Origin of the sequence: Bradyrhizobium japonicum USDA 6, assembly GCF_000284375.1 — a bacterium.
In the GTDB taxonomy this organism is placed as follows: Bacteria; Pseudomonadota; Alphaproteobacteria; order Rhizobiales; family Xanthobacteraceae; genus Bradyrhizobium; species Bradyrhizobium japonicum.
On record NC_017249.1, the window covers coordinates 5,215,803 to 5,239,328 of the forward strand.

Sequence of the window (23,526 nt, forward strand, 5' to 3'; positions counted from 1 at the left end):
GACGCGAGCTTGCGGGGGATCGTTAACGGAATCGCCATCGCTCGCGCGTCTGCGCGAGTAGTAAGCGGTCCCGCAAGTCTCAGTTGCGGCCGTTCTTCAGCACGGTGGCGATGGTATGGGCCGTCATGGCGGCACGATCTGAGGCGCGTTGCGCGGCCAGCCGGTCGCGCGCCTTTTCCTCGATCAGGAGCTCGATCAGGGCCAGCCGCTTGTCATCGTCGTCCGCCTCGGTCAGCAGACGGTGATAGCGGTGATAGTCGAAACCGAAGTCCTGCTTACGCATGTCACGCCCCCGCAACTACGCCACACACTCAGGGAATTGTTTCCCATCGGACACAGTCGGGCAAGCGCGATCCTGCGTGGAACCGCGCCTTGGCTGCAATCAGCTGTGTATAGTTAACGGACTGGACAGCGTCGAAGCCGATCGCGGCTCATCAATCCGGATTGTGGTCGGCGAACATCTTCAACCCGACGAAGCTCGCGTCCGGTTTCGTCACCAGCCTGGTCGGGATGTTGCGCAAATAGTCCTGGAAGCGTCCCTTGGCTTCGAAGCGCGCACGGAAAGCGGAGGCCGCGAGGAACTCGGGGAAGCGCGGCACGATCCCGCCGGCGATGTAGACGCCGCCGCGGGCGCCGAAGGTCACCGCGAGATTGCCTGCGACCGAGCCGAGGATGGCGCAAAACATCTCCAGCGTCGCGCGGCTGAGTTCGCAACTGCCCTCCAGGGCTGCCTTGGTGATGGCGGCGGCGTCGCGGTGCGGCACCTGGGCGCCGTCGACCTCCGCCAGCGCCTCATAGAGGCTCTGCAGACCGGAGCCCGAAAGCGCGCCGCGCTCGATGGAGACATGGCCGAAACGTCGGCGCAAGCAAGCGATCACGCGTTCCTCGCGCTCGTTTTCCGCCGGCAAAGTGGCGTGGCCTGCCTCGGTGACGACCGCCAGCCGGGCGCCGTGGCGTTCGACCAGACAGGAGACGCCAAAGCCGGTTCCAGGCCCAACCACCAGCAGCGGCTCTCCGGGGAGGCCGTCCTGGCCCCCGAGCGGGATCAGATCGGCAGGCTTCAGGGCGGGCAGGGACCAGGCCACGACCTCGAAATCATTGAGCACATGCACGCTCTCGAAGCCGAGGGCGGGCTGGAGCTCGTTGCCGTCAATGACCCACGGACTGTTGGTCATGACGCAGCGGTTGTTGGTCACGGGACCCGCGACGGCCAGCACGGCTCGTTTGGGCTGCTTGCCGCCGGACCGGCGCGCAAGGACGTCGGCGATGGCTTCCCGGACGGTCGGGAAGTCAGCGACCTTCACATAGTCGATGGGCCCGGCCTGGTCGCCGCTGTCCGATCCGCTTTCGCTCAGCGCAAAGCGCGCATTGGTGCCGCCGATATCGGCGAGAAGAATTTGTCCTGTCTTGCCGATACTCATGATTTTGTGGCTGCCGCGCCGCGCAGGCTCGCGGGAACCGTTTCCTCCGCTCCATCCGATCCGCAATTTGCGAACGTCTCTAGAATCCGTCCTTGGGTGAGCCTAGTCAACTCGGACAACGCCAAACCGTTGCATCCCGGGTACGACGGGCGCGATATCACCGCATGTGTCGGTGGTTGCGAAGCCGCGCGGGAAGATCGACATTGGACGGAGCGTTCGGCGCCCGTCGCGCCGGACGGCTGGAACGGGACCTTGCGATGCAGATTTCCGACCGCGATGTGCTGCTGGTGATCGACGTGCAGAACGACTTTTGCACCGGCGGAGCGCTCGCCGTTCCCGGCGGCGAGAAGGTTGTCCCGGCGATCAACCGAATTGCCGCAAATTTCACCAATGTGGTGCTGACCCAGGACTGGCATCCAGGCGACCACGTCTCGTTCGCACCGAACCATGCGGGCAAGCAGCCGTTCCAGACGATTGAGCTCGACTACGGCACCCAGGTGCTGTGGCCGTCGCACTGCGTGCAAGGCACGGTGGGCGCTGAATTCCATGGTGAGCTCGAAATTTCCAGGGCAAACCTCGTCGTGCGCAAAGGTTTTCGTCGCGGCATCGATTCCTATTCGGCGCTGTTCGAGAACGACCACCGGACGCCGACGGGCCTGCTCGGCTATTTGCGCGAGCGCGAGCTGAAGACCGTCTTCGTCGCCGGTCTGGCGCTGGATTTCTGTGTTCGCTTCTCGGCGGAAGATGCCCGCAAGGCGGGGTTCGAGGTCGCCGTCATCGAGGACGCATGCCGCGGCATCGATCTCGACGGCTCTGTGGTCGCGACCCATCGGAGTTTTCGCGAGCGCGGTATTTCGATCGTCAGCCTGGAGGCCTTGCTGTGAGAACCTTGAGATAGTCATGGTGGAGAAGAGCGGCAAACCGCTGGTCGGATCGGATGGTCCTGCGGATGATCCACTGCTGTGGCCATTTGCGGCGGCGCGGCTCGCGATGGACGCCTGCTTCTGGTGGCTGGAGCGCGGTCCGGCGGAACAGGACGCGACCAATCTGCCGTGGACGACACCGAGCACGGTCGCCTTGGAGCTTGCGACCATGCGCCTGCGCGATTGCACGCGGACGCGATCCGGCCAGCCGGCGCTGGTCTGCGCCCCCTATGCGCTGCATCGGGCCCTGATCGCCGACTTCGCACCGGGCCACAGCGTGGTGCAGTCGCTGCAGAATGGCGGCATCGATCGGGTCTACCTCACCGATTGGCGCTCGGCCTCGCCGGACATGCGCTATCTCTCGATCGACAACTATCTCGGCGATCTCAACGTCGCCGTCGACGAAATCGGCGCGCCGATCGATCTCGTCGGCCTGTGCCAGGGCGGCTGGCTGTCGCTGCTCTATGCGGCGCGCTTTCCCGCCAAGGTGCGGCGGCTGGTGCTGGTGGGGGCGCCCGTCGATCTCTCGATCGATTCCGCGCTGTCCCGGCTAGCTCGCAATGCGCCTGAGGCGCTCTACGACCAGCTCGTGGCGCGCGGCGGCGGCAATGTCAGCGGCGACGAGATGCTGCGCTTCTGGACGAAGGCGCCGAGCCGCGACGACATTGCGGCGGCGTTGCAGAGGGATCTCTCGGACGAGGAGGGCGCGGCACTGCTCGCGCGTTTCGACCGCTGGAATACCGAGACGCTCAACCTGCCCGGCACCTATTATCTGGAGATCGTCAACCGGATATTCCGGGAGAATCGGATTGCCGGTGGCAACTTCACGGCGCTCGGCCGGGAGGTTGATCTGAGGGACGTCAAGGCGCCGGTCTTCCTGCTGGCCGGGCTCGATGACGACGTCGTGCCGGCCAGACAGGCGCTTGCGACCGCCGGTCTGCTCGGAACGCCGCCGGCCTTCATTGCCGCGGCCTCCGAGCCCAGCAATCATCTCGGCCTGTTCATGGGGGCGCGCACCCACGCCCATGCCTGGCCCCGGATCGCCGAGTGGCTGCGCGACGACCTCTCCGGAGTGCTGGCCCGCAGCGCCTGACTTTGTCAGGTGCCTTGGCACGGCCGGGCCGGCGAACACGCAAATCCGTTATGCATGACGGCGGATGGCCTGCACGGGGCCCGGTCGATGGGCTACATATCATGGGGAACTGGCGGCTGCGGCCGCGACAAGATTAAGGGTACCGCGCTCGATGAGCTTCCACTCGATCTACGCCCACGGATTTGCGCGCGTGGCGGCCTGCGTCACCACCTCCCATGTGGCCGATCCCTCGGCCAATGCGAAGGCGATCCTGGCTGCGGCAAGCGCTTGCCATGAACAGTCGGTGGCAGTTGCCGTGTTTCCGGAGCTATGCCTGTCCGGCTACGCGATCGAGGATCTCGTCAAGCAGGACCCGCTGCTCGATGCTGTCGAGCGCGGGCTCGCGGCCATCGTCGAGGCGTCCTCGGCGCTGATGACCGTCCTGATCGTCGGCGCGCCGCTGCGCTTTGGTCATCGCATCTACAATTGCGCCGTCGTCATTCATCGCGGCAACGTCCTTGGTGTCGTGCCCAAGTCTTATCTGCCGACCTATCGCGAATTCTACGAGGGACGGCATTTCGCCTCCGGCGCCGGCATCGCCGGAGAGACTATCGCGTTTGGAGGGCTGCACGCACCGTTCGGCGTGGACCTCCTGTTCGCGGCCGAGGATGTTCCAGGCCTGATCATCGGCGTCGAGATCTGCGAGGACATGTGGATTCCGGTGACGCCGGCATCCGAACTCGCGCTTGCCGGCGCCAGCGTGCTGATCAATCTATCAGGCAGCCCGATCACGATCGGCCGGGCGCGCTCGCGCGCACTGCTGTGCCAATCGACGTCGGCGCGTTGTCTCGCGGCCTACGTCTATTCCGCCGCCGGGGCAGGGGAATCGACCACGGACCTGGCCTGGGACGGCCAGACCTCGATCTATGAGAACGGTGTGTTGCTGGCCGAGGGCGAGCGGTTCCGCCAGGACGGCCAGATCACGCTGGCCGACGTCGATCTCGATCTGCTCAGGCAGGAACGCGCACTGATGGGCACGTTCGACGATAATCGCCGGCAACGCGAAGCCTTTTTCCGGAGGATCACCTTCGCCCTGAAGCCGCCGGCCACCGACATCGGCTTCCTGCGCAAGATCGAGCGCTTCCCGTTCGTGCCGAGCGACGAGGCCCTGCTCGAGCAGGATTGCTACGAGGCCTACAACATCCAGGTCGCCGGCCTCGTGCAGCGCATGCGCGCGACCGGAACCAAGCGCGTGGTGATCGGCGTCTCGGGCGGGCTCGATTCCACCCACGCCCTGATCGTCGCCGCCAAGGCGGTCGACCTGCTCGGACTGCCGCGCAGCAACATCCTGGCCTACACGATGCCGGGCTTTGCCACCGGCAGCGAGAGCAAGACCAACGCACTGGCGTTGATGAAGGCGTTGCAGACGGAGTGGCAGGAGCTCGACATCCGCCCCACGGCGACGCAAATGCTGAAGGACATCGGTCATCCCTTCGGCAAGGGGGAGAAGGTCTACGACATCACGTTCGAGAACGTGCAGGCGGGCCTGCGCACGGACTATTTGTTCCGGCTCGCCAACCATCATGGTGGCATCGTCATCGGAACCGGCGATCTCTCGGAGCTCGCGCTCGGCTGGTGCACCTACGGCGTCGGCGACCAGATGGCACATTATAATGTCAACGCCGGGGTGCCGAAGACGCTGATCCAGCATTTGATCCGCTGGGTGATCGCTTCAAAACAGTTCAGCGACGACGTCAACCGGACTCTGGCGTCGATCCTGTCGGCCGAAATCTCGCCCGAGCTGGTTCCGGTCAAGCCCGGCGAGAAGCCGCAGAGCACGGAAGCCTCCATCGGCCCCTATGAGCTGCAGGATTTCAACCTGTTCTACACGCTGCGGTTCGGCATGCGGCCGTCCAAGATCGCCTTCATGGCGCAGCACGCCTGGAATGATGTCGCCAGGGGCGAATGGCCGCCGGCGTTCCCGACCGATAAGCGCAGGGCCTATGATCTGCCGGAGATCCGGCGCTGGCTGGAAGTGTTCCTGCGCCGCTTCTTCGCCTTCAGCCAGTTCAAGCGCTCGGCGATGCCAAATGGGCCGAAGGTCTCGGCCGGCGGCTCATTGTCGCCACGCGGCGACTGGCGCGCGCCGTCGGATTCAAGCGCGGCGGCATGGCTCGAGGATCTCGAGCGGAACGTTCCGAAGTGATTGAGCAAAACCACTGATCGGGCAGGGTAGCTCCAGAACGACTTCGCGCCGCGCGGCTCATAAAGCCGGCGGCGCGAAATTACGTTCAATCTAGAAAGTTCCGAGGTCCGGAGTGCCTAGGAGTCCGGACCTCGTCACCTTGCCCCAGCCTTTGATCCCCCGCCCCATGCGGTCCCCCAACCCCATGTAGCGCGATCAGAGGTGATGCCCCTGGATGGCCGCCGATCGATGCGCGCGATGTACGCGAAGTATGGTTAGGATTCCATTCCGTGTCACTACGGACACGAACGCGCTTGATGCTGCACGCTGGTGCATTCGTCCGCATCTGCTGCGATCACCGCTGCCTGAATTCGATGCAGGCGGTCGGCGGGGATGTCCACATGAGCGCATCGCCGCGGCACCTGCATTTCACGGGCCTGTCACTTAACTGGTCTAGCGCTGCTCCCGTCATCGCTGACAGTCAAGGAGCAAGCCATGTCGAAGCCGGTGTTGGGCGCCGCACTATCCATCAAATCGATCCCCGCCCACCGCGATTGGCTTCTGGAACGGCAGCGCGATCTCGAAATCCAGGATTTTTTCCGCGCGGATTTGCTCGACGGCGATTGGCGGAATGCGGCCAGCGAGATCAAGCAGATGCTCTCGGGTCATACCGGCCGGCTCGGCATCCACGGCCCGTTCTGGGGCTTCAAGATCGACAGCCATGATCCCTTGATCCGCAAGGCGGTGACGAAGCGCCTGCTTCAGGGCCTCGATGCCGCGGAATTCCTCGGCGCGACGCAGATGGTGATCCATTCGCCGTTCACGACCTGGGACCACAACAATCTCGACCTCTATGCCGATAACCGCAGCAATCTCGTTGAACGCGTCAAGACGACGCTTGCCGAGGTGATTGCGCGCGCCGAGACGATCGGCTGCGAAGTCGTCATCGAGAACATCGAGGACAAGGATCCGCGCGACCGCGTGCGCCTCGCCAAGGCGCTCGAAAGCAGCAAGGTCCGCGTCTCCCTCGACACCGGCCACGCCAACTACGCCCACATCTCCACCGGCGCGCCGCCGGTCGATTACTACGTCGAAACCGCCGGCGACATGCTGACGCATGTGCACCTCCAGGACACCGACGGCTTTGCCGACCGGCACTGGGCGCCGGGCGAAGGCAACATCCCGTGGGTGGCCGTGTTCCGCGCGCTGTGCCGGCTGACGTCCAACCCGCGGCTGATCCTCGAACTCCGCAATCACGACGACGTTCGCGCCGGCGCAGCCCATCTGGCCGCGCTCGGTCTCGCTGAATAACCGGCATCACAAAGGTCAGGGCTTATCGTCATGAGCAAACTCACCCGTCGCAACATCCTGAAGTCCGGCGGCGCTGCCGCGGGCACGCTTCTCCTGCCGCGCTTCGCGATCGGGCAGGCCGACAACCGTCCGTCGGTGACGATCGCCGTGCAGAAGGTGACGAATTCGAACGTGCTCGACGTGCTGCGTGAGCAATCGAACGTCGGCGAGCGCGTGTTCTTCTCCTCGATCTGGGAGGGCCTGATCTCCAAGAACTGGCGCGGCAGCCTGGGGGCCGTGCCGGGCCTCGCCACCGAGTGGCGCCGCATCGACGACCAGACCGTCGAGGTGAAGCTGCGCCAGGGCGTGAAGTTTCACAATGGCGACGAGCTGACGGCCGAAGACGTCGTCTTCACCTTCAGCCGCGAGCGCATGTTCGGCGAGACCGAGGCCAAGAGCCGCTCCACCATCCAGGCCTTCGAGAAGATCCCGACGCCGCGCCCGGGCAAGGAATTGCCGCCTGACGTGCCGGCGGTAGCCCGCCGCATCTGGCCGGACCTCGTGCGCGTCGATGCCGTCGACAAGTACACGGTGCGCTTCTACAACGCGACGCCCGACGTCACGATCGAGGGCCGGCTGTCGCGCTATGGGTCCGACATCATGAACCGCCGCGCCTGGGAGCAATCCGCGAGCTATCTCGACTGGGCGCGCAAGCCGATCACGACGGGCCCGTACAAGGTCGTCGAGCTCAAGCCCGACGTGTCGCTGACCCTCGAGGCACATGACGAATATTGGGGCGGCCGGCCGCCGCTCAAGCGCATCCGTTTCCTCGAAGTGCCCGAGGTGGCGAGCCGCATCAACGGGCTCCTGTCGGGCGAATACCAGTTCGCCTGCGACATTCCGCCGGACCAGATTGCCGGCATCGAGAAGAACGCGGCGTTCGAAGTGCAGGGCGGCACCATCCTCAATCACCGCCTGACCGTGTTCGACAAGAACCACGCCGTGCTCGCCAATCCCCTGGTGCGGCGCGCCTTCACCCACGCGATCGACCGCCAGGCGATCGTCGACAGCCTGTGGGCGGGCCGTACCCGCGTGCCGAAAGGCCTGCAGTGGGAATTCTACGGCGACATGTTCAATGCCGACTGGAGCGTGCCGGCCTACGATCCGAAGCTCGCGCAGGATCTGTTGAAGCAGGCCAACTACAAGGGCGATCCGATTCCCTATCGCCTGCTCAACAACTACTACACCAACCAGGTCGCGACCGCGCAGGTGCTGGTCGAGATGTGGAAGTCGGTCGGCCTCAACGTCCAGATCGAGACCAAGGAGAACTGGTCGCAGATCATGGAACGCGCGCCGACCCGCGCGGTACGCGACTGGTCGAACTCGGCGGCCTTCAACGATCCCGTCTCGTCGCTGGTCGCCCAGCACGGCCCGAACGGCCAGCAGCAGCAGATCGGCGAGTGGACCAATGCCGAACTGAACAAGCTTTCGGAGTTCCTGGAGACCTCGACCGACCGGGCCGCCCGCAAGAAGGCGTTCCACCGTATGCTGGAGATCGCCGAGCGCGAGGATCCCGCCTATACGGTGCTGCACCAGAACGCGACCTTCACTGCGAAGCCGAAGTCGATCAAGTGGAAGGCGTCGCCGGCATTCGCGATGGATTTCCGCGCCGGCAATTTCGAGGCGTAAGTGGCGACGCCGCTGGTCAGCATCCAGGGCCTCAACGTCGCCTTCACCGGCGTATCGGTCTTGCGCGGCGTCGATCTCGCTTTGCAGAAGGGCGAGGCCGTCGGCCTCGTCGGCGAGTCCGGCTCCGGCAAGTCAGTGACGTGGCTTGCTGCGCTCGGCCTCTTGCCGCGGCATGCAAAAGTCTCGGGCTCCGTGCGGCTCGACGGACGCGAAATCCTCGGCGCAGCCGCGAGTGAGCTTGACCGGGTGCGGGGCGGGCGGGTCGCCATGATTTTTCAGGACCCCGCAAGCGCGCTCAATCCGGTGCTCACCATTCGCAAGCAGCTGTGCGAGGCTTTGGCGCTGCATCGCGATCTCTCGGGCGAGGCGGTGAAGGCCGAAGCGCGGCGGCTGCTCGATCTCGTTGGCATTCCCGATGCGGCGCGGCGGCTCGAAGCCTATCCGCACGAATTCTCCGGCGGCCAGGTCCAGCGCATCATGATCGCGATGGCGCTGGCCGGAAATCCCGATCTCCTCGTCGCGGACGAGCCGACCACGGCGCTTGACGCCACCATCCAGGCGCAGATCCTGGAGCTGCTCGCGACCATCCGCCGCGAGATGAGCATGGCGATGGTGCTGATCAGCCATGATCTCGGCGTCGTCGCGGAGAACTGCGACCGCGTCGCCGTGATGTATGCCGGCCGCATCGTCGAGCAGGCGCCCGCCAACCAGCTCTTTGCCGATCCGGTGCATCCCTACGCGCAGGGCCTGATCGGCGCACTGCCGCCGCTCGACGGGCCGCGTCGGCGTTTCACGGCCATTCCGGGGACCGTTCCCGATCCCGCGCACATGCCAAGCGGCTGTGCCTTCGCGCCGCGCTGCGCGCTGGCGGCCGAGCCGTGCGGACTTGCCGTGCCGAGCCTGGCGCCGATCGCGAACGATCGCGTGGTTGCCTGTATCCGTGCTGAGGCCTCGCGCCGTGCGCTGCTCGGGATCGCCGCCGAATGAGCGCGCCGCTCGTCGAGGTGTCCTCGATCTCACGCAGCTACAGCATGCGCTCCGGGATGTTCGGCCGCAGCACGGCCGTCCACGCGGTCGATGGCGTGTCTCTGATGATCCCCAAAGGCGAAACACTGGGCCTCGTCGGCGAGTCCGGCTCGGGCAAGTCGACCACGGGTCGTATCGTGCTTGGCCTCGAGACGCCCGATCGCGGCGACGTGCGATTTGACGGCAAGCCGATGGCCGCGCCAGGCACGAAGGCGTGGCGCGCGCAGCGGGCGCGCATGCAGATGATCTTCCAGGACCCGCTGGGGGCGCTGGACCGGCGGTTGCCGGTCGCAGCCCAAATCCGCGAACCCCTGGACATTCACGGTCTCGGCACGCCGGCCGAACGCGAGGAGCGTGTCCGCGAATTGCTGCGCGCGGTCGAGCTGACGCCGGCCCACGGCGCGCGCTATCCGGGCGCGCTCTCGGGCGGCCAACGCCAGCGCATCGTGCTGGCGCGGGCGCTCGCGACAAAGCCCGACTTCCTCGTCTGCGACGAGCCGGTCAGCGCACTCGACGTCTCGATCCAGGCGCAGGTGGTGAACCTGCTTTGCGATCTCCAGGCGCAGCTCGGGCTGACGCTGCTGTTCATCAGCCATGATCTGCGCGTTGTCAGGCAGATCAGCAATGTCGTCGCCGTGATGTATCTCGGCCGCATCGTCGAGATCGGCAGCGCCGACGATCTCTTCGCGCGTCCCGAACACCCCTATACGCAGGCGCTGGTCTCGGCGTCGCCGGCACCGGGCCGCCGCAGCGCGGGCCGCATCGTGCTGGCGGGCGATCCGCCGAACCCGGCGGCGCGGCCGCAAGGCTGTGCCTTCCATCCGCGCTGCCCGCGCGCTATCGCGCGCTGCGCGAGCGAGGTGCCGGTGCTGTCGGCCGTCAGCGGTGACAGGCAAGTCGCTTGCCATCTCGTGACGGGGCCGCAGGCCGAGACGCGGGACGCGGCCTGATGGGACGCTACCTTGCCATTCGGATCGGTCGCGCGGCGCTGACGATCGTGCTCGTCGTCACCTTCGCTTTCGTGGTGCTGCGCCTCTCCGGCGACCCCGCGCTGATGATCCTGGGACCGGAGGCTCCGCCGGAAGTGCTCGCTGCCTTCCGCAAGGCCTGGGGGCTCGATGATCCCATCTGGTTCCAGTACCTCGACTACTTCGGCGCCATCGCCAAGGGCGAGCTCGGCCGCTCCATGCGTGACGGGCGACCGGCGATCGAGCTCGTGCTGGAGCGGATTCCGGCAACGCTGGCGCTGACGCTGCCGGCCTTCTTCTTCAAGGTCGCCCTCGGCATTCCCGCCGGCATCTACGCGGCGCTGCACCGCGGCTCGGGAATCGATCGCGCCGTGATGATGACGGCGGTCGCCGGTTTTACCGTGCCGAGTTTCGTCCTTGCGCTGCTGCTCGTGCTCGTCTTCGCCGTGCAGCTCGGTTGGCTGCCGTCGGGCGGGCAGGACAGCTGGCGTCACGCCATCCTGCCAATCGTGACACTCAGCCTCGGCGGCGCCGCAGTGCTGGCGCGCTTCACCCGCAGCGCCATGCTGGAGGTGCTGGGCCAGCCCTATATCCGCACCGCCTCGGCCAAGGGCGTGCCGTGGCGCAAGGTGGTGACGTCGCATGCGCTGCCGAACGCGGCGATCCCGACCGTCACCATTCTCGGCTTCATGGTGGGCACGCTGATCGCGGGCGCGGTCGTGGTCGAGAGCGTGTTTGCCTGGCCCGGAGTAGGGCGCCTGCTCGTCGTTGCCGTCGCCAACCGCGACCTCGCCGTCGTGCAATGCATTCTCTTGCTGGTCGCGATGACGATGGTCACGTCCAATCTGATCGTCGACTTCCTCTACGGCTTCCTCGATCCGCGCTTGCGCGCCAAAGGAGCGCATGCATGACCGGCGCGGCGCTGAAGGACACCAAAGCGTTTGAAAGCGAAGTGGATTCCGGTTCGCGTAAAGAAAACGCGTCAAAACTAGAATCTACCCGCCGCCGCATCAGTCTTCCCGCGATCCCGGTCTCGGTGGCGCTCGCGATCAGCTGGATCGTGGCGATGCTGGTGATCGCGGCGTTCGCCGAGAAAATCGCGCCCTACGGCTTCACCCAGCTCGACCTGCGCAACCGGCTGGCTGCTCCCGGCAATGTCGCGCACTGGCTCGGCACCGACGAACTCGGCCGCGACGTGCTGTCGCGGCTCCTCGTCTCGATCCGCATCTCGCTGTTGATCGCCTTCGGCGCGACCGCGATCTCGGCGATCGTCGGCGCCACACTCGGCTTTCTCGCCGCACATTTCCGCGGGGTCGTCGAGCAGTTCGTGCTGATGCTGACCGACTTCCAGGCCAGCATGCCGTTCCTGATCATGGCGCTCGCGGTGCTGGCCTTCTTCGGCAATTCGCTGCCGCTGCTGATCGGCCTGATGGGCCTGTTCGGCTGGGAGCGCTACGCCCGCATCGCCCGCGGCCTCGCCATCTCCGCCAATGCGCAAGGCTATGCTGCGGCCGTCCGCCAGCTTGGTGCGGCGCCGTCGCGGATCTACTTGCGCCACATCCTGCCCAACATCGCCTCGACCCTGATCGTCTCGACCACGCTCGTCTTCCCCGAGGTGATCCTGATGGAATCCGGCCTGTCCTTCCTCGGCCTCGGCGTGCAGCCCCCGATGACCAGCCTCGGCAACATGGTCGGCTATGGCCGCGAGTACCTGACCCGGGCGCCCTGGATCATGCTGGCGCCAGCGACCACCATCGTGATCACCACGCTGGCCGTCTCCGTGATCGGTGACTGGCTGCGCGACCGGCTCGATCCGACCCTGCAATAGGGCGACGGGCCTGATGCGTGCGCCGATTTGCCGTCGGACACTCGCTTCTAGCCTTGGACCTCCGGCGTCCTGCCGCGCCCGAGCGCGAATTGACCGACCGGGCCCTCGATATGGAATTCCAACTCCGTCATTTTCGCGAACAGATCGATGTTGGTGCTGCCAATGGCGCAGCCGCCGAGGCCCATATCGGTCGCCGCCAGGTAAAGCGTCTGAGTCAGGCTGCCGACATCCTTCAGGATCAGCGAATATGCGATTGAGCTGTATTTCCAGGAGACCCGCCCAAAACGCGCCGCCATCGTGATGAGGATTTGTGGCTGACCCGGCGCGTCCATGGCGAACTGGGCAGCCGTCAAATGCGCCTGGAGTTGTTGGGGGGAGGCGCTGATCGCGACGAGCGCGTGGCTCCCCGCATCGTAGTGGTAGAGTCCGCGCGCAAGCCCGTCGCAGTTCGCGACGGTAAGGTACAATTCCAGCTCGTACGCGCTGCCCGCCGACGGATAAGGCCTTGTGCTGTAGGTGACGTCAGGACCGCCTTCGAAATACGGCTCGCTCTTCCATTCGGACAAGACGCGCGCGCTGGTGTCGAGAAACTGCGCGAGTTCGCCGAGCGTGACCGGATTCTTGTCGTCGAAATCCCGTGTTGAATGGCGTTCGCGCAACAGCTTCGGGAAGCGGGAGTTCGGCTCCGGGGAGGAGAATTTGCGCAGGTCAATCTTGTTGCCGCCCCAGGGCGGACGCACCGCCGGCGACGGCGGAACGGCGCCGGCATAGGTGAAGGTGGCGCCGACCGGACTGGCTTGCCGACCCTCCGTGCTCCGCGTGTGAAACACCAGATCATGGAAATCCCAGAGTACGAGGTTGCCGTCGCCTTCGTTCACCCGCAGGCCTTGTCCGTCTTTCGTATCGAGCTTGAGCAGGATCTGGCTGTCCAGCAACAGTTCGAGCAGATGGAGGGTGGGGGAAGCCATCTTCTGGTTGAGCTCGCCGGTCTTCCGAGGCTGCGACAGCGCAGCAAGGGTGGCGGCGATGGCGGGATCGCCAATCCGGAACAACGCGCCGGCGCGTGGCGATTCCAGCACCAACTCGTTGCCGCGCCGGCGCAGAAAGGCAAAGCGCGATAGCACAATGGTGTCACGACTGCCCAGCTTCGCGCGCCGCGGCCAGTATTCGGGGACTTGGGGCTCGATGACCACGAAGTCCTGCGTGTTGCGCGAAGAGGAGAGGCGGTATTCCAGAAGCCCCTGCCGGGCCAAGCGACGCACCAGGGCGTCGACGTCTCTCGCGAGGGCGCTCTTGCCCGCAAAGGACGCGAGCGGAAGGCCGGTGCTCAGATGTCGCGCGCGGTCCATCGCGGCCGCGCTGAATTGTCCGAGGTTGACGGAATAGTCGCCCAGAATGGCGGCGATGCTTCCGTTCGGCTGCATCTGGAGGGAGAAGTGATGGCTCAACCGGGCGGCAATGTCTGGCACGATCTTCCTGGTCGGCTTTTTCCGGGGAGCGCGCACGAAATAGCAGCCCTTCAGGTGTGTGGAAGGAATGAAGTCAGATCGCTTTCCGGTCGCGGCCGGTCCAACAATCCGAGCTTCACCGGCACATCGTAAAGGCGACCCGGCGCGAAACGGCGATAGAAATGACGCAGGCCGGGAACGAGCACTCTGACGACCGGAACCTCGACGTCGGGACGTGTCTGGTCGAGGACGAGGAAATCGTAGCCTGCACGGGCGGCGATCTCGACGCAGGCAATGACCTGGTCACGCGTATTGTCGTGAAGCTTGAGGCTCGGCGCCGGGGGGACGATCGGGTGGTCGCTCGGTGTCAGGAACGGGTAGTCTTCCAGGCGCAGCGGCGTGACACCGTCGAGGGTCGGTTTCTCGCCGCTTGCGCCGCCCATCATGCCGACGGACATGAATTGGGTCAGTTCGGTGAGGGATCGCAGCAGCGCTATATGGCGGTCGAAATGCGCGCCGGAACCGAACTCGATATTCTCGTGTCCATTCTGCATCCAGTGCATGATCGCCACGTAAGTCGGAATGCCGAGGTCCGTGGTGATGTCGAGCACCCACAGCTTGCGCCCGGCTTCCGCAAATTGAGCCTGGAGATCCCGCACATAGAAATCGTCGAATTGCCCGAGATCGACCTCGGCGCGCTGCACACGGTTGTACCACCAGATCGCGTAGGCATCGCGCTCGATCAGTTCGAGGAAGCCCTGAACGATGGCTTCGTCGCGGGTGTTGCCGGCCGCGCAACCGTTGGAATCCGTATGAAAGCCGCCATAGAAGAAGTACAGGAGGCCGGTCGGTAGATATTTGAAGCGTTTGTCGCGCAACGACGAGACCGGCGACCACTCGGTCTTCGTCGCGGGATCGAACGGCTCGGGCACCGGATGGGGATCGTCCGGCTGCTGCAGAAACCTGGTCTTGAACTGCGTTTCGCTGAAGAGCTGGACGTCGTTGGGAAGAAGTGCGTCGCCAGGCGCGAAATCGACAAAGCGGCGCGTCGTCCTGATCTCATCGCCCTGGAAAATGCCCGAATAGCGTTCGATCGATTCCATCAGCGCGCTGGCTTCACCCTGCTCGGCGGTCGAGCCCTTGCCAAAACTGCCGCCACTCAATCCGGACCTGAGCTGGTCGATGCTGTGGGCCGGCGCGGAGAAATTGTGCTGGGCGAAGTAGTTGGTGTTCATTGGCAGATCAACGTCGATCCGCTCGAGCCGGGTCACCACCCCTGTCAGTGGACTCACATGCTTGCGGAACCGCGACACCGTCGACCGCGACGTCACGGTGCGATATCCACCGCTGGTCATGACGAGCCTCTTGCCCTCGGCAATCTCGACCAGGGCCGGAGATCGACGCGGGTTGTTCAGCTTCCTGCTGCCGCAGGTCGGACATTGTGGACGTCGCGTCACGTAGTGCTTGGCGATGGCGGCGCCGGTCAGGTCGAAGCTTGCGATGTGATCGCACAAATCGGTGCGAAAATCCGAGGCAATTGCCTTGGCGATCTCGACGGCCGCAAAATGGATTCCAGTCTTGCCGACGCTTTCTCTAACGAGGGGCGATATGGCGACCGCGCGCGCCGGTCCCCGGTCAAGAAACCCCTTGATCTCCCGGTTGCGGATCATGCGATCGAACAGGCAGGTCCAGCAGGCGCTCTCGCCCGGTTTGAACACAGGCCCGACCAGCGGAAACGGGCCGGATGGCTGTACCAGCAACCAGGGCGTCTCGCCGGCCACACGTTCCTGGTTCAGTTCAGCAAGTCGCCGGTCGAGATAATCGTTCGCCAGCGTGATCGTCAGCTTCGGCGAGCGCTTGGCGATTTGAACGCCGAGATTACTCAAGGCCGCAGTCAGCTCCTTGGCGCCTTTGACGTCAATCGACTCGACCTGAACGGGGCAATTGCGAAGATTTTGTTCCGCGATCTCCAAGGGCATGCCGAGGCTTGCCAGGAAACCGCCGACGGAGCCGTCGAACGCTTTCGGGGTCCGCGCAACGACATATCGGCGATCGAGCAGCCGCTTGATTGCTTCCTCGATCTTGTCGGCCGGGAAGCGCTTCGAAAGCTGGCGAATGATCTCCGACCTGGCCTTGCCGTGTTCCCCGATCGCGGTGGCGAGGGCGCAGTAGAGCTCGCCGTGCAGGAAGAACTTGCGGTTCTCGGAATAGAGGCAAACCGCATCGGGAGGCAGTACGTAAGCGGTGAAGTTCGGTGCAAATCGGAGAATGTCTTTGCGGGTCTGCCGCGCAACGCGGGTCTTGCGAGTTGCAGTCATTGAGTCAGCACGCTGATCCTGTTGCCGTCACGCTAGATCTCCGGCGCAAGATGGATCGTCACGACTGCGCGCCGGCATTTTCCCAGAGAATCGAAACGAATTCAGTTGTCACCTGCAAGCCGCCGATGCAGGCGTCGTAGCGAAATCAAGCAATTGGCCGGACCCCTTCTTGAGGTCGGCCAATGACCTATCAACCCGTGAATTTGACATTCGGAGCGCGCCGAGGCCTAGCACCAGCGGCAGCGACCCCACGATGCGCAGCAACCCGCGCATGATACGGCGCATCCCACCACACCAACGCCACAGCCGACTGCACAACCCGCGCATCGGCAACCGACGCCACATCGACAAGCACGGCAAGCCCGACAGCCTCTGCAGCCGCGGCAACCGCCGCATCCGCGCCATGCCAGCTGCACGCGGCTACCGGCGTTTTCCTTGTCGAAGAGATGGAAGGTGGCCAAGCTGACGTCAGCCATTTCCTCTTCATCGAGCGTGATTGCCTGATCCGTTCCAAGGTGCGGCAATTGTTGTACGTCGGGTGTCGGCACGGCGGATGCCGATGCGCCTCCCGCCAGCGAGAACGTCAACCCTGCGGCTCCGAACGCCGGCACGGCGACTTTGGTTACTCGCTTCTTTCCTTTAGAGGTCTTCTTCGCCTGCCGCATGGTCGACCCTCCGAGCATTGCAAGAAGTATCCCAGCCGCGGTAAGTCTACGCCGAGGAAATAACGCGAGCAACAACTACGCGCACAAAAGCGCGGCGCTGCACGTTCGGGATGTATTCATCTTCATGAACGGCAATCGGCGCGGCCGGTTGACACAACGCGTCAACGATCCACAGCTCTCGCTGTGCGTGCAACTTGGTGCAGTGCCGCAATCGCATCCAGGTTCGAACGGAGAGATCGGCGTGGCGGATCAACTCGGACGTTTCGCTTGGTACGAACTGCTGACCACGGACGTCGCGGCGGCGGGCGCATTCTATCGCAAGGTCGTCGGCTGGGGCGTGACGGATGAATCGACTCCGGAACTGCCTTACACGGTGCTTCGTAGCGGCGGCATCCCGCTGGGCGGCCTTATGGATATCCCGGAAGAGGGGCGGAGATCAGGGGCAACGCCGAGATGGATGGGTTACGTCGCTGTCGACGACCTGGACAGGGCTGCCGCGCAGATCGGGCGTCTCGAAGGCGCGATCTTTGTGCCGCCGACCGACACCAATATTGGCCGAATAGCAGTCGCCGCCGATCCGCAGAAAGCGACGTTCGGGCTGATCGAGAAACCGACAGATGGCCGATGGAAACCGGGCCGGCTGGACGAGCCCGGGCGCGTAGGCTGGCATGAGCTATTGGCCGCCGACCGGACCGTGATCTTCGATTTCTACAGAGAACTATTTGGTTGGCAGAAGGCCGACGTTCAAACCGATCCAGCGGACTGGTATCAATTGTTTTCGGCCGGGGGGCAAACGGTCGGCGGCATGCTGACGAAACTTTCGAGCGTGGCTCAGCCATGTTGGCTGCATTACTTCAATGTCGACGACATCGGCGCTGCGACGAAACATGTGAATGCTGGTGGAGGCCGGATCCTCCAGGGTCCGATCGAATTGCCTGATGGCTGCTGGATCGCGCGATGTGTGGATCCCCAAGGCGCCCTGTTTGCACTGCAGGGTGCCCGGGGTCATTCAGGCATCGAGCCATTCTCGGCCTCGGAAGTCGGATGGTCCGCCAAGTGGGGCGGCATTGCCTCCCAGGGGAGAATTGTGCTGCCCAAGCCGAAGCGCTAGCTACTGCAGCGTCCGTCCGGCGCTGACCCGACCCTGCGATAACCCGCGCCGGGAGCAGGGGAGGCCTGCGCGGGGCCGATCTGGGCCGTTTCGGGGCAAGTTCCCGTTGCGCGCGCCCAGCCCGTGCGCTATCCGCCCGGAAAGGCCTGAGGCGGCTTCCATTTTTCCGCCCGGCTGACCCAACCGAGGACGGAAACCGCCATGCCAGCCTATCGCTCCCGCACCACCACCCACGGCCGCAACATGGCGGGCGCCCGCGGCCTCTGGCGCGCGACGGGCATGAAGGATGCCGATTTCGGCAAGCCGATCATCGCGGTCGTCAACTCCTTTACCCAGTTCGTGCCCGGCCACGTCCACCTCAAGGACCTCGGCCAGCTCGTCGCCCGCGAGATCGAGCAGGCCGGCGGCGTCGCCAAGGAATTCAACACCATCGCGGTCGATGACGGCATCGCCATGGGCCATGACGGCATGCTCTACAGCCTGCCGTCGCGCGAGTTGATTGCCGACAGCGTCGAGTACATGGCCAACGCCCATTGCGCCGACGGCCTCGTCTGCATCTCCAACTGCGACAAGATCACGCCCGGCATGCTGATGGCCGCGCTGCGGCTCAACATCCCCGCCGTGTTCGTCTCGGGCGGCCCGATGGAGGCCGGCAAGGTCAAGTTGCAGGGCAAGACCAAGGCCGTGGACCTCATCGACGCCATGGTGGCCGCAGCCGATTCCAAGGTCAGCGACGAGGACGTCAAGGTGATCGAGCGCTCGGCGTGCCCGACCTGCGGTTCCTGCTCGGGCATGTTCACGGCGAACTCGATGAACTGCCTGACCGAGGCGCTCGGCCTGGCGCTGCCCGGCAACGGCACCGTGGTCGCCACCCATGCCGACCGCAAGCGCCTGTTCGTCGAGGCCGGCCACACCATCGTCGATCTCGTCCGCCGCTATTACGAGCAGGACGATGCCTCCGTGCTGCCGCGCAACGTCGCCAACTTCAAGGCGTTCGAGAACGCGATGACGCTGGACATCGCCATGGGTGGCTCGACCAACACCGTGCTGCATCTGCTGGCGGCGGCCCATGAAGGGCAGGTGGAGTTCACCATGCAGGACATCGACCGGCTGTCGCGCCGCGTGCCCGTGCTCTGCAAGGTCGCGCCGTCGGTCGCCGACGTCCATGTCGAGGACGTGCATCGCGCCGGCGGCATCATGGGCATTCTCGGCGAGCTCGATCGCGCCGGCCTGATCGACACCTCGGTCTCGACCGTGCATGCGCCGACCATGAACGACGCGCTGGAGCGTTGGGACATCAAGCGCTCCAAGAGCGAGTCGGTCCGTACCTTCTTCCGCGCGTCGCCCGGCGGCATCCCGACGCAGGTCGCCTTCAGCCAGGAGCGCCGTTACGACGAGCTCGATAGCGATCGCGAGAAGGGCGTCGTGCGCAATATCGAGCACGCCTTCAGCAAGGATGGCGGCCTCGCCGTGCTCTACGGCAACCTCGCGCAGGACGGCTGCATCGTGAAGACCGCCGGCGTCGATGCCTCGATCCTGAAATTCTCGGGCCCCGCGCGCGTGTTCGAGAGCCAGGACGCCGCTGTGGAAGGCATTCTGGGCGGCAAGGTCGTCGCCGGCGAGATCGTGGTCATCATCTACGAAGGTCCGCGCGGCGGTCCCGGCATGCAGGAGATGCTGTATCCGACGAGCTATCTGAAATCGATGGGCCTCGGCAAAGCCTGCGCGCTTGTCACCGACGGACGTTTCTCCGGCGGCTCGTCCGGCCTGTCGATCGGTCATCTGTCGCCGGAAGCGGCCGAAGGCGGCAACATCGGTCTCGTCCGCACCGGCGACCGCATCGCCATCGACATCCCGAACCGCAGCATCAGCCTGGAGGTCTCCGACGAGGAACTCGCCAAGCGCCGCGCGGCGGAAGAGGCGAAGGGCGATGCCGCCTGGCAGGCGACGGGCCGCAAGCGCAACGTATCGACCGCGCTTCAGGCTTATGCAGCGCTCACCACAAGCGCCGCACGCGGTGCGGTGCGTGAGGTGAAGCGGCGCACGAAGTAAGCGCTGTACCGTCCACGCCTCGCGCGGATGGTCAACAAGTTCTGAACGGCCGGCGAAAGCCGGCCGTTCGCATTAAGGATGCCTCGACGAAGTTCGGCAACTCGGGATGTTGCAGCGTATACTGCTGGCGACCTTCGCAAATCCATTTTGGGCAACTGGGGCACCACCACAATGTCTCGTACTCTCGCTGTCGTTTTCTCAACAGTCGTCGCCGCGATTTCCATGACGAGCGCGGCCTCCGCCGGCTGCTACAATTGCTACGCGCCGCCGCCGTGCCAGACCTGCTACCAGCAGCAATACGTGCAGCCGCAATACCGCACCGTCGACGAGACCGTGATGGTTTCTCCCGGCGCGACCGTCGCGCACCGCACGCCGGCGCAGTACCGCACCGTGATGGTGCCGCAGACCGTGATGGTGGCACCGCCGAGCGTCCAGTACGAACGCATCCCGCCGCAATACGCCACGCGCCAGCGCGTCGAGATGGTTTCGCCCGGCTATTCCTATTACGCGCCGGTGCAGATGGGCTGCGCGTCCTGCGGCTACTGAGCCGACGCAGCTACGACAATTCCATGCGGCGCTCCTCGCGGGGCGCCGTTTTCTTTTGCGCACCAGCAAACGAGGCCCGGAAATGGACGCGAATCCAACCGGGCCTCGCAACCAGCGACGCCCTGGGCGGTGTCGCCAGTGTCCGAGATTGCTGAGGGGCGGCGTGTTTCGGCGGCCGCCGCGTTGCGAGGTTAGAGGAACAGGCTGACGCTCGCCTGACAGATCGCATACGGCGGAGAATTCAGGCTTGGGGTGAGGGCGCGCGGTTGGAGGTGCCCGTACCGACGGACGGTGGCGCGACGCGCCGCCGCCATTTCTCTCGATGCTGGAGCTCTCATCCCGGCGCGCATTAGGACAGCTTCAATGCCATGTGAATTACACCGGGTTCGCGGATTGTTGCGGGCTTGAAGCCAAACTTGTCGAAGACGCGGAGCATCGCTGCGTTCTCCGGGAGCACTTCCGCGGTCAACTCCGTCAAACCGGCCTCGCGGGCGATAGCGATCAGATGGCGCGTCAGCAGCCCGCCAACGCCGCGTCCCTGCCAGGCATCGATCACGACGAAAGCTGCTTCGGCCCGGCGTTGGAGCGGCTGGCGGCATCCGGCACTTAAGTTCTCCCGCGGCCCGATTGCGGCGTGCTCCCGTGGGGCGGTTGGTCATCCCGATTGACGCGAACACTGTCGCCAACCGTTGACCTAAATCAACGTCAGCGACCGCCGACGTTTTTGAATGACGTCTCGCGACGACGAGGTCGAACATGGCGATCAAAGACTTAAAGCTGCCTGATGGCCCGATGTCGGGGCTGGTTGCCTCGGCCGTGGAATACATGGTCGATGCGGGACAGCGCAGCGTCCTGTTTCTGGATATCATGCGCCAGCGTGGCGACCAGTATCGCGAGCATGTCGCCCAGACGGCGCCGCATGTGCTGCAATATGCTGCTGAATTGATCACGGACGGCCGGAAGCTGGACGAACCGGTCAACTACGCGCTGGTGCGCATCATTCCGCCGAAGGATGTTGAGATCGACGTGAGCCGGCGTCCGTTCGTCGTGGTCGATCCGCGCGCCGGCCATGGACCCGGCATCGGCGGCTTCAAGGCCGATAGCGAGATCGGCGTTGCCATGAAGGCGGGGCATCCCTGCTACTTCATCGGCTTCCTTCCGGAGCCTATGCCCGGGCAGACCATCGAACGCATTGCGCGCGCGGAAGCCATCTTCATCGAGACCGTCATCAGCCGTCATCCGGACGCCGACGGAAAGCCCTGCGTGATCGGCAATTGTCAGGCCGGCTGGGCCGTCATGATCCTGGCGTCACTGCGGCCGGAATTATTCGGGCCGCTGATCATCGCCGGTGCGCCGCTGGCTTACTGGGCAGGCGTGCATGGCAAATACCCAATGCGCTATTCCGGCGGCCTGCTGGGCGGAAGCTGGCTCACGGCGCTCACGAGCGATCTCGGCGCCGGCAAGTTCGACGGCGCCTGGCTGGTGCAGAATTTCGAGAACCAGAACCCGTCGAATACGCTCTGGACCAAGCAATACAACGTCTACTCCAAGGTCGATACCGAGGCGGAACGCTATCTCGATTTCGAGCGCTGGTGGGGCGGACACGTCAATCTCAATGCCGAGGAAATCCAGTTCATCGTCGACGAACTGTTCATCGGCAACAATCTCGCCGCCGGTCGGATCGAGATGTCCGATGGCCAGAAGGTCGATCTGCGCAACATTCGTTCGCCGATCGTGGTGTTCTGCTCCAAGGGCGACAACGTCACCCCGCCGCAGCAAGCGTTGGACTGGATCCTGGACTGCTACGCCGACGTCGACGAGATCAGAGCTTATGGTCAGACCATCGTCTATACCGTTCACGAGAGCATCGGCCATCTCGGCATCTTCGTATCCGGCGGCGTGGCGAAGAAGGAGCACGCTGAGTTTTCCAGCAACATCGACCTGATCGACGTGCTGCCGCCAGGGCTCTACGAGGCCACGTTCGAGGCTCGTGGCAACGAGACGCTCAACGCGGATCTTGCGACAGGCCAGTGGGTGATGCGCTGCGAGGCCCGCACGCTGGACGATATCCGCGCGATGGGCGGAAATTCGCCCGAGGACGAGCGGCGCTTCGCTGCGGCCAAGCGTGTCTCTGAACTCAATCTCGCGGCCTATCAGAAGTTCTTGCGGCCGTGGGTGAAGGGCATGGTGACGCCTCAACTCGCGGAATGGGTCCGCAACATGCATCCGCTGCGGCTGCAATACGAGGCGTTCAGCAGCCAGAACCCCTGGATGTCCACGGTCAAGTCGGTGGCTGATCGCGTCGAGGACAACCGCAAGCCGGTTTCAAAGGACAATCCATTCCTGGCATTCCAGGAACAGATGTCGAAGCAGATCGTGCACGCGCTGGATAGCTGGCGCGACGCGCAGGAGGCGCTGAGCGAGGCCGTCTTCCTCAACCTCTACGGCTCGTCACTGCTCCAGGCCGCGGTCGGCGTCGACCCTAATTCCGTGCCCTCGCGCCACCGGGAGATGTCGCCGGAGCATCGCGCCATGCTCGCGGCTCGGATCGCCGAGCTGAAATCACACATCGCCGAGGGCGGGCTCCGCGAAGCGGCCCTCCGTGCGCTGCTCTATGTTGGTTCCGCACGCGGCATGGTGGATGAGCGCAGCATCGAGGCGTTGCGGCAGGTTCGGCGTGACCATGCCGGCGCCCGCATGACGCTGTCGGAATTCAAGACGCTGGTGCGTGAGCAGTTCTTCATACTGCTTCTCGATCGCGAAGGTGCTCTCGCTGCGATCCCGAAATTGTTGCCCGACGACATCAACCAGCGGCGTGCGGCCTTCGCGGCGATGCGCGAGGTGCTGTCGGCGAGTGAGGATATCACCGGCGAGCGGGCCAATCGCCTGAAGCGCGTCGCCGCGCTCTTCGGTCTGGACGGAGAGGGGGAGTTGACATCGAACGTCGCCCCTTTCGATCCCAAGGCACGGGCGTCGTAACGCGG

General features: G+C 64.7%; 18 protein-coding genes. 13 read left to right on the plus strand and 5 right to left on the minus strand.

The genetic code is table 11. From position 1 onward, the window contains the following. Window positions 1–79: 79 nt before the first annotated feature. Both BJ6T_RS24700 and glk read right to left on the minus strand, forming a co-directional pair. Window positions 80–283, minus strand: a complete 204-nt coding sequence (locus tag BJ6T_RS24700) for a hypothetical protein (protein ID WP_014495215.1) — start codon at window positions 281–283, stop codon at window positions 80–82. Window positions 284–434: 151 nt separating this feature from the next. After that, window positions 435–1,421, minus strand: a complete 987-nt coding sequence (glk, locus tag BJ6T_RS24705) for a glucokinase (protein WP_014495216.1) — start codon at window positions 1,419–1,421, stop codon at window positions 435–437. Between the two features lie 257 nt (window positions 1,422–1,678). Here glk and pncA point away from each other — a divergent pair, with 257 nt between their 5' ends. From pncA to BJ6T_RS24750, 9 genes are all read left to right on the plus strand, one after another. Beyond that, on the plus strand, window positions 1,679–2,305 hold the full coding sequence (gene pncA, locus BJ6T_RS24710; protein ID WP_039229379.1) for a bifunctional nicotinamidase/pyrazinamidase: 627 nt from the start codon (window positions 1,679–1,681) through the stop codon (window positions 2,303–2,305). A 16-nt stretch (window positions 2,306–2,321) separates the two neighbouring features. Further along, the gene (locus BJ6T_RS24715; protein WP_014495218.1) at window positions 2,322–3,437 is read left to right on the plus strand and encodes an alpha/beta fold hydrolase; all 1,116 of its coding nucleotides are present in this window, start codon (window positions 2,322–2,324) and stop codon (window positions 3,435–3,437) included. Window positions 3,438–3,588: 151 nt separating this feature from the next. Further along, complete coding sequence (locus BJ6T_RS24720) at window positions 3,589–5,622, plus strand: NAD(+) synthase (protein WP_014495219.1); 2,034 nt, start codon at window positions 3,589–3,591, stop codon at window positions 5,620–5,622. Between the two features lie 474 nt (window positions 5,623–6,096). After that, the gene (locus tag BJ6T_RS24725; RefSeq protein ID WP_014495220.1) at window positions 6,097–6,912 is read left to right on the plus strand and encodes a sugar phosphate isomerase/epimerase family protein; all 816 of its coding nucleotides are present in this window, start codon (window positions 6,097–6,099) and stop codon (window positions 6,910–6,912) included. A 30-nt stretch (window positions 6,913–6,942) separates the two neighbouring features. Further along, window positions 6,943–8,580 (plus strand): ABC transporter substrate-binding protein, encoded by a 1,638-nt coding sequence (locus tag BJ6T_RS24730; RefSeq protein ID WP_014495221.1) that lies wholly within the window; start codon window positions 6,943–6,945, stop codon window positions 8,578–8,580. Further along, window positions 8,581–9,567 carry an ABC transporter ATP-binding protein gene (locus tag BJ6T_RS24735; RefSeq protein WP_014495222.1) on the plus strand — a complete coding sequence of 329 codons (987 nt, stop codon included), beginning with the start codon at window positions 8,581–8,583 and terminating at the stop codon, window positions 9,565–9,567. It abuts the gene before it with no gap. After that, complete coding sequence (locus BJ6T_RS24740; RefSeq protein ID WP_014495223.1) at window positions 9,564–10,556, plus strand: ABC transporter ATP-binding protein; 993 nt, start codon at window positions 9,564–9,566, stop codon at window positions 10,554–10,556. Before BJ6T_RS24735 ends, BJ6T_RS24740 begins: the two co-directional genes overlap by 4 nt. Beyond that, complete coding sequence (locus BJ6T_RS24745; RefSeq protein WP_014495224.1) at window positions 10,556–11,485, plus strand: ABC transporter permease; 930 nt, start codon at window positions 10,556–10,558, stop codon at window positions 11,483–11,485. Before BJ6T_RS24740 ends, BJ6T_RS24745 begins: the two co-directional genes overlap by 1 nt. Next, the gene (locus BJ6T_RS24750) at window positions 11,482–12,402 is read left to right on the plus strand and encodes an ABC transporter permease (protein ID WP_014495225.1); all 921 of its coding nucleotides are present in this window, start codon (window positions 11,482–11,484) and stop codon (window positions 12,400–12,402) included. Before BJ6T_RS24745 ends, BJ6T_RS24750 begins: the two co-directional genes overlap by 4 nt. A 47-nt stretch (window positions 12,403–12,449) precedes the next feature. On the opposite strand, the gene BJ6T_RS24755 is transcribed toward BJ6T_RS24750, so the two are convergent. Both BJ6T_RS24755 and BJ6T_RS24760 read right to left on the minus strand, forming a co-directional pair. Then, complete coding sequence (locus BJ6T_RS24755; protein WP_039228112.1) at window positions 12,450–13,826, minus strand: SagB/ThcOx family dehydrogenase; 1,377 nt, start codon at window positions 13,824–13,826, stop codon at window positions 12,450–12,452. A 95-nt stretch (window positions 13,827–13,921) separates the two neighbouring features. Then, window positions 13,922–16,168 carry a TOMM precursor leader peptide-binding protein gene (locus BJ6T_RS24760; protein ID WP_014495227.1) on the minus strand — a complete coding sequence of 749 codons (2,247 nt, stop codon included), beginning with the start codon at window positions 16,166–16,168 and terminating at the stop codon, window positions 13,922–13,924. Window positions 16,169–16,786: 618 nt separating this feature from the next. Here BJ6T_RS24760 and BJ6T_RS24765 point away from each other — a divergent pair. From BJ6T_RS24765 to BJ6T_RS24775, 3 genes are all read left to right on the plus strand, one after another. Then, window positions 16,787–17,944: a VOC family protein gene (locus BJ6T_RS24765; protein WP_240537913.1), complete on the plus strand. Its 1,158-nt coding sequence runs from the start codon at window positions 16,787–16,789 to the stop codon at window positions 17,942–17,944. A gap of 201 nt (window positions 17,945–18,145) precedes the next feature. After that, a complete protein-coding gene (gene ilvD, locus BJ6T_RS24770) occupies window positions 18,146–19,996 on the plus strand; it encodes a dihydroxy-acid dehydratase (RefSeq protein ID WP_014495229.1) in 1,851 nt (616 codons plus the stop codon). Window positions 19,997–20,218: 222 nt separating this feature from the next. Then, entirely contained in the window at window positions 20,219–20,542 is a 324-nt protein-coding gene (locus BJ6T_RS24775) for a hypothetical protein (RefSeq protein ID WP_014495230.1), read from the plus strand. 349 nt (window positions 20,543–20,891) lie between these two features. Here the strand turns inward: BJ6T_RS24775 and BJ6T_RS24780 are convergent, their stop codons facing one another. After that, complete coding sequence (locus tag BJ6T_RS24780) at window positions 20,892–21,170, minus strand: GNAT family N-acetyltransferase (RefSeq protein WP_080593888.1); 279 nt, start codon at window positions 21,168–21,170, stop codon at window positions 20,892–20,894. A 128-nt stretch (window positions 21,171–21,298) separates the two neighbouring features. Here BJ6T_RS24780 and BJ6T_RS24785 point away from each other — a divergent pair, with 128 nt between their 5' ends. Beyond that, window positions 21,299–23,521, plus strand: a complete 2,223-nt coding sequence (locus BJ6T_RS24785) for a DUF3141 domain-containing protein (RefSeq protein ID WP_014495232.1) — start codon at window positions 21,299–21,301, stop codon at window positions 23,519–23,521. Window positions 23,522–23,526 lie beyond the last annotated feature (5 nt).